At 71.7% G+C, this 14,314-nt stretch carries 11 protein-coding genes; 4 read left to right on the plus strand and 7 right to left on the minus strand.

Annotated features, from left to right (window positions below):
• Window position 1 precedes the first annotated feature (1 nt).
• The 6 genes from gnd to tkt are packed head-to-tail and all read right to left on the minus strand — an operon-like array spanning window position 2 to window position 8,387.
• Window positions 2-886 carry a phosphogluconate dehydrogenase (NAD(+)-dependent, decarboxylating) gene (gnd, locus tag CEB94_RS34555; RefSeq protein WP_175435883.1) on the minus strand — a complete coding sequence of 295 codons (885 nt, stop codon included), beginning with the start codon at window positions 884-886 and terminating at the stop codon, window positions 2-4.
• A 1-nt stretch (window position 887) separates the two neighbouring features.
• Entirely contained in the window at window positions 888-2,552 is a 1,665-nt protein-coding gene (gene pgi / locus CEB94_RS34560) for a glucose-6-phosphate isomerase (protein WP_175435884.1), read from the minus strand.
• Window positions 2,545-3,480, minus strand: a complete 936-nt coding sequence (gene opcA, locus CEB94_RS34565) for a glucose-6-phosphate dehydrogenase assembly protein OpcA (RefSeq protein ID WP_175435885.1) — start codon at window positions 3,478-3,480, stop codon at window positions 2,545-2,547. The genes pgi and opcA overlap by 8 nt, the downstream gene beginning before the upstream one ends.
• Entirely contained in the window at window positions 3,477-5,150 is a 1,674-nt protein-coding gene (gene zwf, locus CEB94_RS34570; RefSeq protein WP_175435886.1) for a glucose-6-phosphate dehydrogenase, read from the minus strand. Before zwf ends, opcA begins: the two co-directional genes overlap by 4 nt.
• Window positions 5,147-6,292: a transaldolase gene (gene tal / locus CEB94_RS34575; protein WP_175435887.1), complete on the minus strand. Its 1,146-nt coding sequence runs from the start codon at window positions 6,290-6,292 to the stop codon at window positions 5,147-5,149. The genes zwf and tal overlap by 4 nt, the downstream gene beginning before the upstream one ends.
• 19 nt (window positions 6,293-6,311) lie before the next feature.
• Window positions 6,312-8,387, minus strand: a complete 2,076-nt coding sequence (gene tkt, locus CEB94_RS34580) for a transketolase (RefSeq protein WP_175435888.1) — start codon at window positions 8,385-8,387, stop codon at window positions 6,312-6,314.
• Between the two features lie 157 nt (window positions 8,388-8,544).
• Between tkt and CEB94_RS34585 the strand changes: the two genes are divergently transcribed.
• The gene (locus tag CEB94_RS34585) at window positions 8,545-9,432 is read left to right on the plus strand and encodes a helix-turn-helix domain-containing protein (RefSeq protein WP_175435889.1); all 888 of its coding nucleotides are present in this window, start codon (window positions 8,545-8,547) and stop codon (window positions 9,430-9,432) included.
• Window positions 9,433-9,492: 60 nt separating this feature from the next.
• On the opposite strand, the gene CEB94_RS34590 is transcribed toward CEB94_RS34585, so the two are convergent.
• Complete coding sequence (locus CEB94_RS34590; RefSeq protein WP_175435890.1) at window positions 9,493-10,893, minus strand: glycoside hydrolase family 16 protein; 1,401 nt, start codon at window positions 10,891-10,893, stop codon at window positions 9,493-9,495.
• A 364-nt stretch (window positions 10,894-11,257) separates the two neighbouring features.
• On the opposite strand from CEB94_RS34590, the gene CEB94_RS34595 reads away from it, so the two are divergent.
• From CEB94_RS34595 to CEB94_RS34605, 3 genes are read left to right on the plus strand one after another with little or no spacing between them, the layout of a single operon-like run.
• Entirely contained in the window at window positions 11,258-11,767 is a 510-nt protein-coding gene (locus CEB94_RS34595; RefSeq protein WP_175435891.1) for an SRPBCC family protein, read from the plus strand.
• Window positions 11,760-13,379 (plus strand): phytoene desaturase family protein, encoded by a 1,620-nt coding sequence (locus CEB94_RS34600; protein WP_175435892.1) that lies wholly within the window; start codon window positions 11,760-11,762, stop codon window positions 13,377-13,379. The genes CEB94_RS34595 and CEB94_RS34600 overlap by 8 nt, the downstream gene beginning before the upstream one ends.
• A 45-nt stretch (window positions 13,380-13,424) precedes the next feature.
• Entirely contained in the window at window positions 13,425-14,306 is an 882-nt protein-coding gene (locus CEB94_RS34605) for an SDR family oxidoreductase (protein WP_175435893.1), read from the plus strand.
• The last annotated feature ends 8 nt before the right edge of the window (window positions 14,307-14,314 follow it).

Genomic DNA, 14,314 nt, shown 5'->3' on the forward strand with positions numbered 1-14,314 from the left:
CCTACGCCTTCTTCGCGGACTCGACGGCATGGCCGCCGAACTGGTTGCGCAGCGCCGCGATCATCTTCATCTGCGGCGAGTCGTCCTGCCGGGAGGCGAACCGGGAGAACAGGGAGGCGGTGATCGCGGGCAGCGGCACGGAGTTGTCGATCGCGGCCTCCACGGTCCAGCGTCCCTCACCGGAGTCCTGGGCGTAGCCCCGGAGCTCCTGCAGGTGCTCGTCCTCGTCGAGCGCGTTGACCGCGAGGTCCAGCAGCCAGGAGCGGATGACGGTGCCGTCCTGCCAGGAGCGGAACACCTCGCGGACGTTGTCCACCGAGTCCACGGCCTCCAGCAGCTCCCAGCCCTCGGCGTAGGCCTGCATCATGGCGTACTCGATGCCGTTGTGGACCATCTTCGCGAAGTGCCCGGCGCCCACCTTGCCCGCGTGGACGTAGCCGTACGGGCCCTCCGGCTTGAGCGCCTCGAAGATCGGCTGCAGCCGGTCGACGTACTCCTTCTCGCCGCCGACCATCAGGGCGTAGCCGTTCTTCAGGCCCCACACGCCGCCGGAGACGCCCGCGTCGACGAAGCCGATGCCGCGCTTGCTCAGCTCCTCGGCGTGCCTCTCGTCGTCCGTCCAGCGCGAGTTGCCGCCGTCGACCACCGTGTCGTACGGCTTGAGGAGGTCCGCCAGACGGTCGATGACGTGCTGGGTGGGGTCGCCGGCCGGGACCATGACCCAGACCGTGCGGGGCGCCTCCAGCTGGTTGACGAGGTCGGCCAGGCTGTCGGCGTCGGACTTCTCGGGGTTGGTGTCGTAGCCGATGACGGTGTGGCCGGCGTTGCGCAGGCGATCGCGCATGTTGCCGCCCATCTTGCCGAGACCCACAAGACCGATCTGCATGTCAGTTCACTTCCCGAAGATTGCGGTAGGCGGCCACCAGCGCGGCCGTGGACGGGTCGAGACCGGGGACGTCAGCGCCCTCGGTCAGGGCGGGCTCGACGCGCTTGGCGAGGACCTTGCCGAGTTCGACGCCCCACTGGTCGAAGGAGTCGATGTTCCAGACGGCGCCCTGCACGAACACCTTGTGCTCGTAGAGGGCGATCAGCTGGCCGAGGACCGACGGGGTCAGTTCGGTGGCCAGGATCGTCGTGGTGGGGTGGTTGCCCTGGAAGGTGCGGTGCGGCACCTGCTCTTCGGGCACGCCCTCCGCGCGGACCTCCTCGGAGGTCTTGCCGAAGGCGAGCGCCTGCCCCTGCGCGAACAGGTTGGCCATCAACAGGTCGTGCTGGGCCTTCAGTTCGTCGTTGAGCTCGGCGACCGGCCGGGCGAAGCCGATCAGGTCGGCCGGGATGAGCTTCGTGCCCTGGTGGATCAACTGGTAGTAGGCGTGCTGCCCGTTGGTGCCGGGCGTGCCCCACACCACCGGCCCCGTCTGCCACTGAACGGGGTTGCCGTCGCGGTCCACCGACTTGCCGTTGGACTCCATGTCGAGCTGCTGGAGGTAGGCGGTGAACTTCGACAGGTAGTGGCTGTAGGGCAGCACCGCGTGCGACTGGGCGTCGAGGAAGTTGCCGTACCAGATGCCCAGCAGGCCCATGAGCAGCGGGGCGTTGGCCTCCGCGGGGGCGTTGCGGAAGTGCTCGTCGACGATGCGGAAGCCGTCGAGCATCTCCCGGAAGCGGTCCGGGCCGATCGCGATCATCAGGGACAGGCCGATCGCGGAGTCGTAGGAGTAGCGGCCGCCGACCCAGTCCCAGAACTCGAACATGTTGTCGACGTCGATGCCGAAGCCGGCGACCTTCTCCGCGTTGGTCGACAGCGCGACGAAGTGCTTCGCCACCGCCTTCTCGTCGCCTCCCAGGCCCTCCAGCAGCCAGGAGCGCGCCGAGGTCGCGTTGGTGATCGTCTCGATCGTGGTGAAGGTCTTGGACGCGACGATGAACAGCGTCTCCGCCGGGTCCAGGTCGCGCACCGCCTCGTGCAGGTCGGAGCCGTCCACGTTCGACACGAAGCGGAACGTCAGCTCCCGCGCGCTGAACGGCCGCAGCGCCTCGTAGGCCATCGCCGGGCCGAGGTCGGAGCCGCCGATGCCGATGTTGACGACGTTGCGGATGCGCTTGCCGGTGTGGCCGGTCCACTCACCCGAGCGCACCCGGTCCGCGAAGGCGGCCATCCTGTCGAGTACGGCGTGCACGCCCGGGACGACGTTCTCGCCGTCGACCTCGATGACGGCGTCCCGCGGGGCGCGCAGCGCGGTGTGCAGCACGGCCCGGTCCTCGGTGATGTTGATCCGCTCGCCGCGGAACATGGCGTCCCGCAGCCCGGACACGCCGGTCGCGGCGGCCAGCTCCTGGAGCAGGGCCAGCGTCTCGTCGTTGATCAGGTGCTTGGAGTAGTCGATGCGCAGGTCGCCCACGCGCACGACGTAGCGCTCGGCGCGCCCCGGGTCCGCCGCGAACAGTTCACGCAGGTCCGGCTGCGGCAGGGCGTCCGTGCGGTGGTTCTCCAGGGCGGTCCACTCGGGACGCCGGGTGAGTTCCGGGGAACCGGAGGGGGAGTCAGGCATGAGCAGGGGTCTCCTCGGTTGCCTCGCCGTTCAGGGCGATGGCGTACATCTCGTCCGCGTCGAGGCGCCGCAGCTCCTCGGCGATGAGTTCGGAGGTGGCACGGACCTTCAGCGCGAGGGTGCGCGACGGCTGGCCCGGCAGGGTCAGGGTGGCCAGCGGCCCCTCGGGGCGGTCGATGACGATCTCGCCGTTCTCGGTGCCCAGGCGCACGGCCGTCACCACCGGCCCGGCGGTGACCACGCGGTCCACCCGGACGTGCAGCCGCGCCTCCAGCCAGCGGGCCAGCAGCTCGGCGGCCGGGTTGTCGGCCTCGGCCTCCACGGCCGCCGAGGTGATCCGCGCCCGGGCCTGGTCCAGCGCCGCCGCCAGCATCGAACGCCAGGGCGTCAGCCGGGTCCAGGCGAGGTCGGTGTCACCGGGTGCGTAGGCGCGGACCCGGGCCTGGAGCATCTCCAGGGGATTCTCGACGGCGTACAGGTCGGTGATGCGCCGCTGGGCCAGCGCCCCGAGCGGGTCCCTGGAGGGGACCTCGGGGGCGTCCACGGGCCACCACACCACCACCGGCGCGTCCGGCAGCAGCAGCGGCAGCACGACCGAGTCGGCGTGGTCGGACACCTCGCCGTAGGTCCGCAGGATCACCGTCTCGCCGGTGCCCGCGTCGGCGCCCACCCGGACCTCGGCGTCCAGGCGGGAGGACTGGCGGTCGCGCGGGGTGCGGGCGTGCCGCTTGATGACGACCAGGGTGCGCGAGGGGTGCTCGTGCGAGGCCTCCTCGGCCGCCTTGATCGCGTCGTAGGCGTTCTCCTCGTCCGTGACGATCACCATCGTCAGGACCATGCCCACGGCGGGCGTGCCGATGGCGCGGCGGCCCTGCACCAGCGCCTTGTTGATCTTGCTTGCCGTGGTGTCGGTCAGATCGATCTTCATGGCCTGCGCCAGCTCCGTCCGTCTCGTGCGAGCATCTCGTGGGCTTCCTCGGGTCCCCAGCTGCCCGAGGCGTACTGCGCGGGCCGGCCGTGCGTGGCCCAGTACTGCTCGATCGGGTCGAGGATCTTCCAGGACTCTTCCACTTCCTGGTGACGGGGGAACAGGTTGGCGTCGCCCAGGAGGACGTCGAGGATCAGCCGTTCGTACGCCTCGGGGCTCGACTCGGTGAACGACTCGCCGTAGGCGAAGTCCATCGTGACGTCCCGGATCTCCATCGAGGTGCCCGGCACCTTGGAGCCGAAGCGGACCGTCATGCCCTCGTCCGGCTGGACGCGGATGACGATCGCGTTGGAGCCCAGCTCCTCGGTGGCCGTGGAGTCGAAGGGGGAGTGCGGGGCCCGCTGGAAGACGACCGCGATCTCCGTCACGCGGCGGCCCAGCCGCTTGCCGGTGCGCAGGTAGAACGGGACGCCGGCCCAGCGGCGGTTGTCCACCTGGAGCCTGACCGCGGCATAGGTGTCGGTCGTGGAGGACTGGTCGATGCCGTCCTCCTCCAGATAGCCGCGCACCTTCGTGCCGCCCTGCCAGGCCGCCGCGTACTGCCCGCGCACGGTGCCCTGCCCCAGGTCCTGCGGCAGCCGCACGGCCTTGAGGACCTTCAGCTTCTCGGTGAGCAGCGAGGCGGCGTCGAAGGCGGCCGGTTCCTCCATCGCGGTGAGAGCCATCAGCTGGAGCAGGTGGTTCTGGATGACGTCACGGGCGGCGCCGATGCCGTCGTAGTACCCGGCCCGGCCGCCGATGCCGATGTCCTCGGCCATGGTGATCTGCACATGGTCCACGTACGACCGGTTCCAGATCGGCTCGAACATCTGGTTGGCGAAGCGCAGCGCCAGGAGGTTCTGGACGGTCTCCTTGCCGAGGTAGTGGTCGATGCGGAAGACCTGCTCCGGGTCGAACACGTCGTGCACGATCCGGTTGAGCTCCTCGGCCGACCTCAGATCGTGCCCGAACGGCTTCTCGATGACCGCGCGGCGCCAGGCTCCCTCGGGGGCGCTGGCCAGCTTGTGCTTCTTCAGCTGCTGGACGACCTTGGGGAAGAACTTCGGTGGCACCGAGAGGTAGAAGGCGTAGTTGCCGCTGGTGCCCCGGGAGGCGTCCAGCTCCTCGACGGCGGACCGCAGCTGCTTGAACGCGGTGTCGTCGTCGAAGTCGCCGGGGATGAACCGCATGCCCTCGGCGAGCTGCTGCCAGACCTCCTCACGGAACGGGGTCCTGGCGTGCTCGCGGACCGCGTCGTGCACCACCTGCGCGAAGTCCTGGTCCTCCCAGTCCCGGCGGGCGAAGCCCACCAGGGAGAAACCCGGCGGCAGCAGGCCGCGGTTGGCCAGGTCGTACACGGCCGGCATCAGCTTCTTGCGGGACAGGTCGCCGGTCACGCCGAAGATGACGAGCCCGGACGGCCCCGCGATCCTGGGCAGACGGCGGTCGCGCGCGTCGCGCAGCGGGTTGCTGAAATCGGGGTCGGCGAGGTCCGTGTGCGGGGCGGCCTGCGTCTCGCCGCTCACCCCGGTCTGTTCCACCCCGGCCGCCTCCTGGGCCACCCGGGCCTCCTTGTCCTCCTTGGTCCCCTTCGTCTCCTGTTCGGCCGTCTGGGGGATGCCCTCGCTCATACCGCGTCAACTCCCTCGCTGTTCAAGGACTTGGTGACCGCGTCCAGCAGGTCCTGCCAGGCCACCTCGAACTTGGCCACTCCCTCGTCCTCCAGTTGCCGCACCACCTCGTCGTATGCAATGCCGAGCCGTTCTACGGCCGCGAGATCCGTTCGGGCCCGGTCGTAGCCGCCGGTGACGGTGTCGCCCCGGACGTCGCCGTGGTCGGCGACGGCGTTCAGCGTGGCCTCCGGCATGGTGTTGACCGTGCCGGGGGCGACCAGCTCGTCCACGTACAGGGTGTCCTTGTAGGCGGGGTCCTTCACACCGGTGGAGGCCCAAAGGGGGCGCTGCCGGTTGGCTCCGGCGCCTTCCAGGACCTGCCAGCGCTCCCCTTCGAAGACCTGTTCGTACGCCTCGTAGGCGAGCCGCGCGTTGGCCAGGGCCGCCCGGCCCTTCAGGGCGAGGGCCTCGTCCGTGCCCAGCAGCGTCAGGCGCTTGTCGATCTCGGCGTCCACGCGGGAGACGAAGAAGGACGCGACCGAGTGAACGGCCGACAGGCCGAGGCCGGCCGCCCGCGCCCGCTCCAGGCCGGCGAGGTAGGCGTCCATCACCTCGCGGTAGCGCTCCAGCGAGAAGATCAGCGTCACATTGACACTGATACCCGCGCCGATCACCTGGGTGATCGCCGGCAGGCCCGCCTTCGTCGCCGGGATCTTGATCATGACGTTGGGGCGGTCCACCAGCCAGGCCAGCTGCCGGGCCTCGGCGACGGTCGCCCTCGTGTCGTGGGCCAGCCGGGGGTCCACCTCGATGGAGACCCGGCCGTCCCGGCCGCCCGTGGCGTCGAACACGGGCCGCAGGACGTCGGCGGCGGCCCGGACGTCGGCGGTCGTCATCATCCGGACGGCCTCGTCGACGGTCACGCCGCGCACCGCCAGGTCGGCGAGCTGCTCCTCGTAGCCCGCGCCGGAGCCGATGGCGGCCTGGAAGATGGACGGGTTGGTGGTGACGCCGACGACGTTCCTCGTGGCGACGAGCTCGGCCAGGTTGCCGGACTCGATCCGCCGGCGGGACAGGTCGTCCAGCCAGATCGACACGCCCTCGTCGGACAGGCGCTGGAGTGCGCCCGCGTTCGCGGTCGCTTCGGTCACAGTGATCATCTTCTTTCGGGCGGTCGGATCAGCCACGGGCCGCGGTCAGGGACTCGCGGGCGGCGGCGACGACGTTCTCGGGGGTGAATCCGTACTCGGCGAACAGCGTCTTCGCGTCGGCGGAGGCACCGAAGTGCTCCAGGGAGACGATGCGTCCCGCGTCCCCCACGAACCGGTGCCAGGTCAGGCCGATACCGGCCTCGACCGCGACCCGGGCCTTCACGGACGGCGGCAGCACGCTGTCGCGGTAGGAGCGCGGCTGCTCCTCGAACCACTCCACGGACGGCATCGACACCACGCGGGTGGGCACGCCTGCGGCCTGGAGGCGCTCACGCGCCCCGGCGGCGACATGCACCTCGGAACCGGTGGCGATCAGGATCACCTGAGGCGCGCCGCCCTCCGCCTCGAAGCGCACGTAACCACCGCGCGCCGCGTCCGGGTCCGGCTCGTAGGTGGGCACGCCCTGGCGGGTGAGCGCGAGGCCGTGCGGGGCCGGGGCGGTGGAGTGCCGCTTCAGGATCTCGGCCCAGGCGATCGCGGTCTCGTTGGCGTCCGCCGGGCGTACGACGTTCAGGCCCGGGATGGCGCGCAGCGCGGCCAGGTGCTCCACCGGCTGGTGGGTCGGGCCGTCCTCGCCCAGGCCGATGGAGTCGTGCGTCCACACGTACGTCACCGGCAGCTGCATCAGGGCCGACATCCGCACGGCGTTGCGCATGTAGTCGGAGAACACCAGGAAAGTGCCGCCATAGACGCGGGTGTTGCCGTGCAGGGCGATGCCGTTCATCTCCGCGGCCATGGAGAACTCGCGGATGCCGAAGTGGACGGTGCGGCCGTACGGGTCGGCCTCCGGCAGCGGGTTGCCCTGCGGGAGGAACGAGCTGGTCTTGTCGATGGTGGTGTTGTTGGACCCGGCCAGGTCGGCCGAGCCGCCCCACAGCTCCGGGACGACCGGGCCTAGCGCCTGGAGGACCTTGCCGGAGGCGGCCCGGGTGGCGACCGCCTTGCCCGGCTCGAACACCGGCAGGGCGTCCTCCCAGCCCTCGGGCAGCTCGCCCTTGCTGACACGGTCGAAGGTGGCGGCCCGCTCCGGGTTCTCACCCCGCCAGGCGGCGATCCGCTTGTCCCAGGCGGTGTGCGCCTCGGCACCCCGGTCCAGGGCCCGGCGGGTGTGGGCCAGCACCTCGTCGGCGACCTCGAAGGACCGCTCCGGGTCGAAGCCGAGGAGGCGCTTGGTGGCGGCGACCTCGTCCTCGCCGAGCGCCGAGCCGTGGGAGGCCTCGGTGTCGCGGGCGTTCGGGGCGGGCCAGGCGATGATCGTGCGCATCGCGATGATCGACGGCCGCCCGGTCTCGGCCTGAGCCGCCGTCAGCGCCGCGTACAGCGCGTGCACGTCGACGTCGCCGTCGTCCTGCGGTTCGATCCGCTGCACGTGCCAGCCGTAGGCCTCGTAGCGCTTCAGCACGTCCTCGGAGAACGCGGTCGCGGTGTCGCCCTCGATGGAGATGTGGTTGTCGTCGTAGAGGAAGACCAGGTTGCCGAGCTTCTGGTGGCCGGCGAGCGAGGAGGCCTCCGAGGACACGCCCTCCTGGAGGTCGCCGTCGGAGACGATCGCCCAGATCGTGTGGTCGAAGGGGGAGTCGCCCTCGGGGGCGTCCGGGTCGAACAGACCGCGCTCGTAGCGGGCGGCCATCGCCATGCCGACCGCGTTCGCCACGCCCTGGCCGAGCGGGCCCGTGGTGGTCTCCACGCCCGCGGTGTGCCCGTACTCGGGGTGGCCGGGCGTCTTGGAGCCGTGCGTGCGGAACGCCTTCAGGTCGTCCAGCTCCAGCTCGTAGCCCGCGAGGTAGAGCTGCGTGTAGAGGGTCAGCGAGGTGTGGCCGGGGGACAGGACGAAGCGGTCACGGCCGGTCCATTCGGGATCGGCGGGATCGTGCCGCATCACCTTCTGAAAGATGGTGTAGGCGGCCGGTGCCAGGCTCATCGCGGTACCGGGATGGCCGTTGCCGACCCGCTGTACGGCATCCGCCGCCAGAAGACGGGCGGTGTCGACGGCACGCCGGTCGAGTTCGGTCCATGCGAAGCGGTCCGCTGTCTGCGTGCTCATCTTCAAGAAGTCCTCGATAGGAGCGAAGTTGCTGGTCTGACGTGTTCAAAACTAAAAGTCTGACTTTTTCGACGGAAGGTCGTCGTGTGCCAGCCTGTGGTGAAAGTGGGACACCCACCGGCAGCAGGGCACGCGAGCGGGGCGGTACGAGGCGGACATGGCGGACAGAAGCATCCAAGGCGGCGACGGGATCGATACGTTCCCCTTCCCGGTCGAACTCAGCGTCGGCGGCGTCGGCATGCAGGTCGGCCCGATGAGCACCGGCCGTACCTGGCACGCCGACGCGCCGCTGGAGCGCGTGCACCGCATCGACTTCCACATCGTCCTGCTGTTCGGCGCGGGCCCGGTCCGGCACATGGTCGACTTCACCGAGTACGAGGCCATGGCCGGGGACCTGCTGTGGATCCGCCCAGGGCAGGTCCACCGCTTCTCGCGCACCAGCGAGTACCGCGGAACCGTGCTGACCATGCAACCGGGCTTTCTGCCCCGCTCGACCGTGGAGGCCACCGGCCTCTACCGCTACGACCTGCCGCCGCTGTTGCGCCCCGAGGCGGCCCAACTCGCCGGTCTGGAAGCCGCGCTCGCCCAGCTGCGGCGCGAGTACGAGGACACGGCGACGCTCCCGCTCAGCCTGCACACCGCCGTCCTGCGCCACTCGCTGACGGCGTTCCTGCTGCGCCTCGCCCACCTCGCGGCGAGTTCGGCTCAGGCCCTGCGGCAGCGGTCCGACTCCACCTTCACCCTCTTCCGGGACGCCGTGGAGCGGGACTTCGCCACCAACCACAGCGTCAGCGCCTACGCCGACGCGCTCGGCTACTCCCGCCGCACCCTGGTCCGGGCGGTGCGCTCGGCCACCGGCGAGACCCCCAAGGCCTTCATCGACAAGCGCGTGGTCCTGGAGGCCAAACGGCTCCTCGCCCACACCGACCTGCCGATCGGCCGGGTCGGCGTGGCGGTCGGCTTCCCCGACGCCGCGAACTTCTCCAAGTTCTTCCACCAGCATACGGACCAGACCCCGGCGGCGTTTCGGGCGGAGCTGCGCTGACGGCGACTCGGCGCAGCGAAAAGGGGCTCCACGCGTGCGTGGAGCCCCTGCCGAGGACGCTCAGTGCCCGAACGCGAACCAGTTGACGTTCACGAAGTCCGCCGGCTGACCGCTGGTGAAGGTCAGATACACGTCGTGTGTGCCCGTCACCGCGCTGATGTTCGCCGGAACGGTCCGCCACGATTGCCAGCCCCCGGTGCCGCCCACCGCGAAGCTCCCGACCGGCGCGTTGCCGCGACTGTCCAGCCGCACCTCGACCAGCCCGCTGACACCGTCCGCCGCGCCGCTCGCCACCCGGGCGCTGAACTGCCGGGCCGCCGAGGAGCCGAAGTCGACGCCCTTGAAGTGCAGCCAGTCGCCGTTGGCGAGCGCCCCGACGTTCCGGCCGCCGCCGGAGTCGGACGTCGTCTCGGTGATCACGCCGGACTGGCCGTCGTAGGACTCGGCCTGGATGGTGCCGTAGGCGTCGCGGCTGCCGGTCGGGGGAGGCGTGGTGCCGCCGCCGGAGGACAGCACCTGCACGTAGTCGACGACCATCGCGTGGCCCGGCTGGGTCCCGGCGTCCGGGCCGCCGCCGAACGCGTCGGGGAAGCCGCCGCCCATCGCGACGTTCAGGATGATGAAGAAGCCGTGGTCGGTGGCGTTCTTCCAGGTCGTCGCGTCGACCTGGTTGGCGCGCACCGTGTGGAAGTTGGAGCCGTCGAGGTAGAAGCGGATCTCCTCGACGCTCGTCGAGCGGTCCCACTCCATCCGGTAGGTGTGGAAGCCGGCCTGGCAGGGGGTGCCCTGGCAGGTGGTCGAACTGCCGATGCCGCTGGTCTCGTTGCAGGGGCCGCCCGGCGAGGTGCCGCAGTGCATCGTGGCGAACACCGTGTTCATGCCCTGGGTGTTCTCCATGATGTCCAGCTCGCCGACCGCGGGCCAGTTCCAGTAGTCGCCGCGGTACGGGGCGCCCAGCATCCAGAACGCCGGCCAGTAGCCCTTGGCGGCGGCACCGGTGACGTTCGGCACCTGGATCCGGGACTCGACGCGGAGTGTGCCGCCGGCCGGGGGCTGGAAGTCGGTGCGGTTGGTCTCGATCCGGCCGGAGGTCCAGTTGCCCGCGGCGTCGCGGCGGGGCGTGATCCGGAGGTTGCCGTTGCCGTCGAGCGAGACGTTGTCCGTGCTGTTCGTCATCGTCTCGATCTCGCCGGTGCCCCAGCCCGCGGGACCGCCCGGGTAGCCCCTGCCGGTCGCGTACTGCCAGTTGGACGTGTTGACGCCGCTGCCCGCGGGTCCGTTGAAGTCGTCCGCGAACACCTGCGTCCAGCCCGGCGGGGGCGGCGGCGCGGAGGCGGTCGCGGACGGGGTGGCGACCGCGGAGGCGGCCGCCGCGAGGCCGACCGTACTGACGACGGCGACGAGCGCCCGCCGCAGCGGACGGCGTCTGTGGGAGGTGCAGGTGCCGGTGGTGTCGCTCATGTGGGGATGCCTCTCGAATCGGAAACGGGAGGGTGAGAGCGCTCTCAAAGTGCCGCCAATGTGCTCCTCGCCGTGCGGCCCGTCAAGAGGTGAAGCCGGGAAAAGTGCGGGGGGTGGCTGTGCGTGCAGTGCTTGAACGGGTGCGGACCTGCCGGGGAGTTGCGGGCACGACAGAGGAGCGGGCCATGGGCGTGCCCTGGGGGCGGAGGTCTTCTGAGAGCGCTCTCAGAGTAGATGCGGTCCGACGTCCGACGGCCCGGGACGGTTGCCCGGCTGTCCTCCGACGCGCCGCACTGTTGAACCAGGGGTTCCGGGGCACTCGGGGTGGACGACAGAGCACCGGTCGAGGCAGCAGGAGGCATCCGTGGCCGTACGCCATCACCTCATCCGAGTCGGCCCGGGCGCCGTGTGGGACGTCCTCGCCGACGGCCACCGCTACGCGGAGTGGGTGGTGGGAACCTCCGAATCCCACCCGGTGCGCGGACAGTGGCCGCGCACCGGCGCGGCGATCCGCTACGAGGTCCGGCTCGGACCCGTACGGCTCGACAACGAGACGGTCGTCCGATACTGCGAGGAAGGCACCCGGCTGGAGCTGGAGGCCCACGCCGGTGCGCTGGGCTCGGCCCGCATCGCGATCGAGCTGCGGCCCTGGGGCGAGCACTGCCTGGTGATCGTGGACGAGCACCCCCTGCGGGGCGCGGGCGGCCGACTGCACAACGTCGGCTTCGAGGCGCTGATCCAGTTGCGCCACCGCACCATGCTGGCCCGTCTGGCCAAGCTGTGCGAGGACGGGCCACAGGGCCCGGGGAACACCCGCCGCGCCCTGGGCCAGGTGACCGTGAGGTCCGAAGCGGACGGAGGCGGCCATGCCTGACGCCGTGGTCATCGGCGCGGGCCCCAACGGTCTGGTGGCCGCCAACGTCCTCGCCGACGCCGGGTGGAGCGTCGAGGTGCTGGAGGAGCAGCCCGAACCGGGCGGCGCCGTACGCCACGACCGGGGCGTCGATCCCGCCTTCGTCAACGACCTGTTCAGCTCCTTCTACCCCCTCGCGGCCGCCTCGCCCGTCCTGGCCGCGCTGCGCCCCGAGGAGCACGGACTGCGCTGGAGCCACGCGCCCAGCGTGCTGGCCCATCCCCTCACCGACGGCAGCTGCGCCGTCCTGGACCGGAACGTCGCCACCACCGCCGCGTCCCTCGACACCTTCGAGCCGGGCGACGGAGCCGCCTGGCAGCGACTGCACGACGTGTGGCAGCGCCTGCGCCCCGACCTGCTGGGCGCCCTGTTCACCCCGTTCCCACCCGTCCGGGCGACGGCCCGGCTGGCGCTGCGGCTGCGGGCGGCGGGCGGACTGCGCATGGCCCGCTCCCTGGTGCTGCCGGTGCGGCGCCTGGGGGAGGAGGAGTTCCGCGGCCAGGGCGGGCGCCTGCTGCTGGCCGGCAACGCCCTGCACGCCGACCTCGCCCCCGAGTCGGCGGGCAGCGGCGGCTTCGGCTGGTTGATGACCATGCTGGGCCAGACCTACGGCTTCCCGGTCCCGGCCGGCGGCTCCGGCGCGCTGACCTCGGCCCTGGTCCGGCGTCTGGAGACCCTGGGCGGACGGGTGCGCTGCGGGCAGCGCGTCGAGCAGGTCGTCGTCAGCGGCGGGCGGGCCGTCGGCGTGCGCACGTCCGGCGGGGACGCGGTGCCGGCCCGCCGGGCGGTGCTGGCGGACGTGTCGGTGCCCGCCCTGTACGGCGAGCTGGTCGACCCTGCTCACCTGCCCGCGCAGATCCTCGACGACCTGCGGCGTTTCCAGTGGGACTTCGCCACGTTCAAGGTCGACTGGGCGCTCGACGGCCCGGTGCCCTGGCAGGCCGAGCAGGCGTCCCGGGCCGGTACCGTGCACCTCGCCGACGGCTTGGACGAGCTCACCCGCTTCGCGGCCCAGATCGCCATGCGGCAGGTCCCGGACCGGCCGTTCCTGATCTTCGGCCAGATGACCACCTCCGACGCCTCCCGTTCTCCGCAGGGCACCGAATCGGCCTGGGCCTACACCCATCTTCCCCATGAGATCCGCGCCGACGCCGCGGACGAGGGGATCACCGGGAGCTGGGACACCAAGGACCAGGAGCTCATGGCAGACCGGGTCGAACGCCAGGTGGAGCGCTTCGCGCCCGGCTTCCGCTCCCTGATCCGCGGCCGCCGCATCCTGGCGCCCCCGACCCTGGAGGCGCTCGACGGCAATCTCGCGGGCGGCGCCATCAACGGTGGCACCACCGCGATCCACCAGCAGCTCCTCTTCCGCCCCCTGCCCGGCACCGGCCGCCCGGAGACCCCGGTGCCGGGCCTGTACCTCGCCTCCTCCGGAGCCCACCCCGGCGGCGGGGTGCACGGCGCGCCCGGAGCCAACGCCGCCCGGGCCGCCCTGCGCCGCAACCGGGCTCCCGGCCTCGCCGGCGCCCAGCGGCTCCTCGCCCGCCGCGACCGCACCGGAGCCAGACGCTGACCGCGGCCCTCCGGGGCCGGGCCGGTGCCGAAGGAAGGGCAGCCCATGGCAAGCAGCCCGCTCGCCGAGCGCACGATCGTCATCACCGGAGCCGCCCGCGGTGTGGGCGCGGCGCTGGCCCGCGAAGTCGCCCGGCGCGGCGCCCGGGTGGCGCTCATCGGCCATGAGAGGACCGCCCTGGACGCGGTGGCCGCCTCCCTGCCGGGCCCGGCCCTCGCCCTGGAGGCCGACGTCACCGACCTCTGCGCACTGGAGGCCGCGGCAACCACCGTGCGGGACCGCCTCGGCCGTCCCTCGGCCGTGGTCGCGAACGCCGGCATCGCCGAGGGCGGCGCGTTCCTCGCCTCGGACCCGGCCGCCTGGCGCCGCGTGATCGACGTCAACCTCACCGGCAGCGCCCAGACGGCCCGGGCGTTCCTGCCGGACCTGCTGGACACGGCGGGCTACCTCCTCCAGGTCGCCTCCCTGGCCTCGATCGGCGCCGCCCCGCTGATGAGCGCCTACTGCGCCTCCAAAACGGGGGTCGAGGCCTTCGCCCACTCCCTGCGGGCGGAGGTGGCGCACCGCGGGGTCGGCGTGGGCATCGCCTACCTCAGCTGGACGGACACCGACATGATCCGCGACGCCGACCGGTACGCCGTCCTGCGGGAACTGCGCAGGCACATGCCCCCGCCGGCCCGCCGCGTGTACCCCGTGGACATGGTCGCCGCCCGCCTGGTCCGGGGGATGGAGCGCCGCCGTACGGCCGTGTACGCACCGGCGTGGCTGCGGCTGGCCCAGCCGATACGCCCGGCCATGCCTGCTGTGGTCCTGCGCGTGGCGCGCCGCGAACTGCCCCGCCTGGAGGCCACGGGCCCGGTGCGCTACACCGGGCCGCTCGGCGCCGGCGGACATGCCGACCGTGCGGCGGCCCGGCCGGGTTCCTGACGAGGGCG

It is taken from the genome of Streptomyces hawaiiensis, assembly GCF_004803895.1.
Taxonomy (GTDB): domain Bacteria; phylum Actinomycetota; class Actinomycetes; order Streptomycetales; family Streptomycetaceae; genus Streptomyces; species Streptomyces hawaiiensis.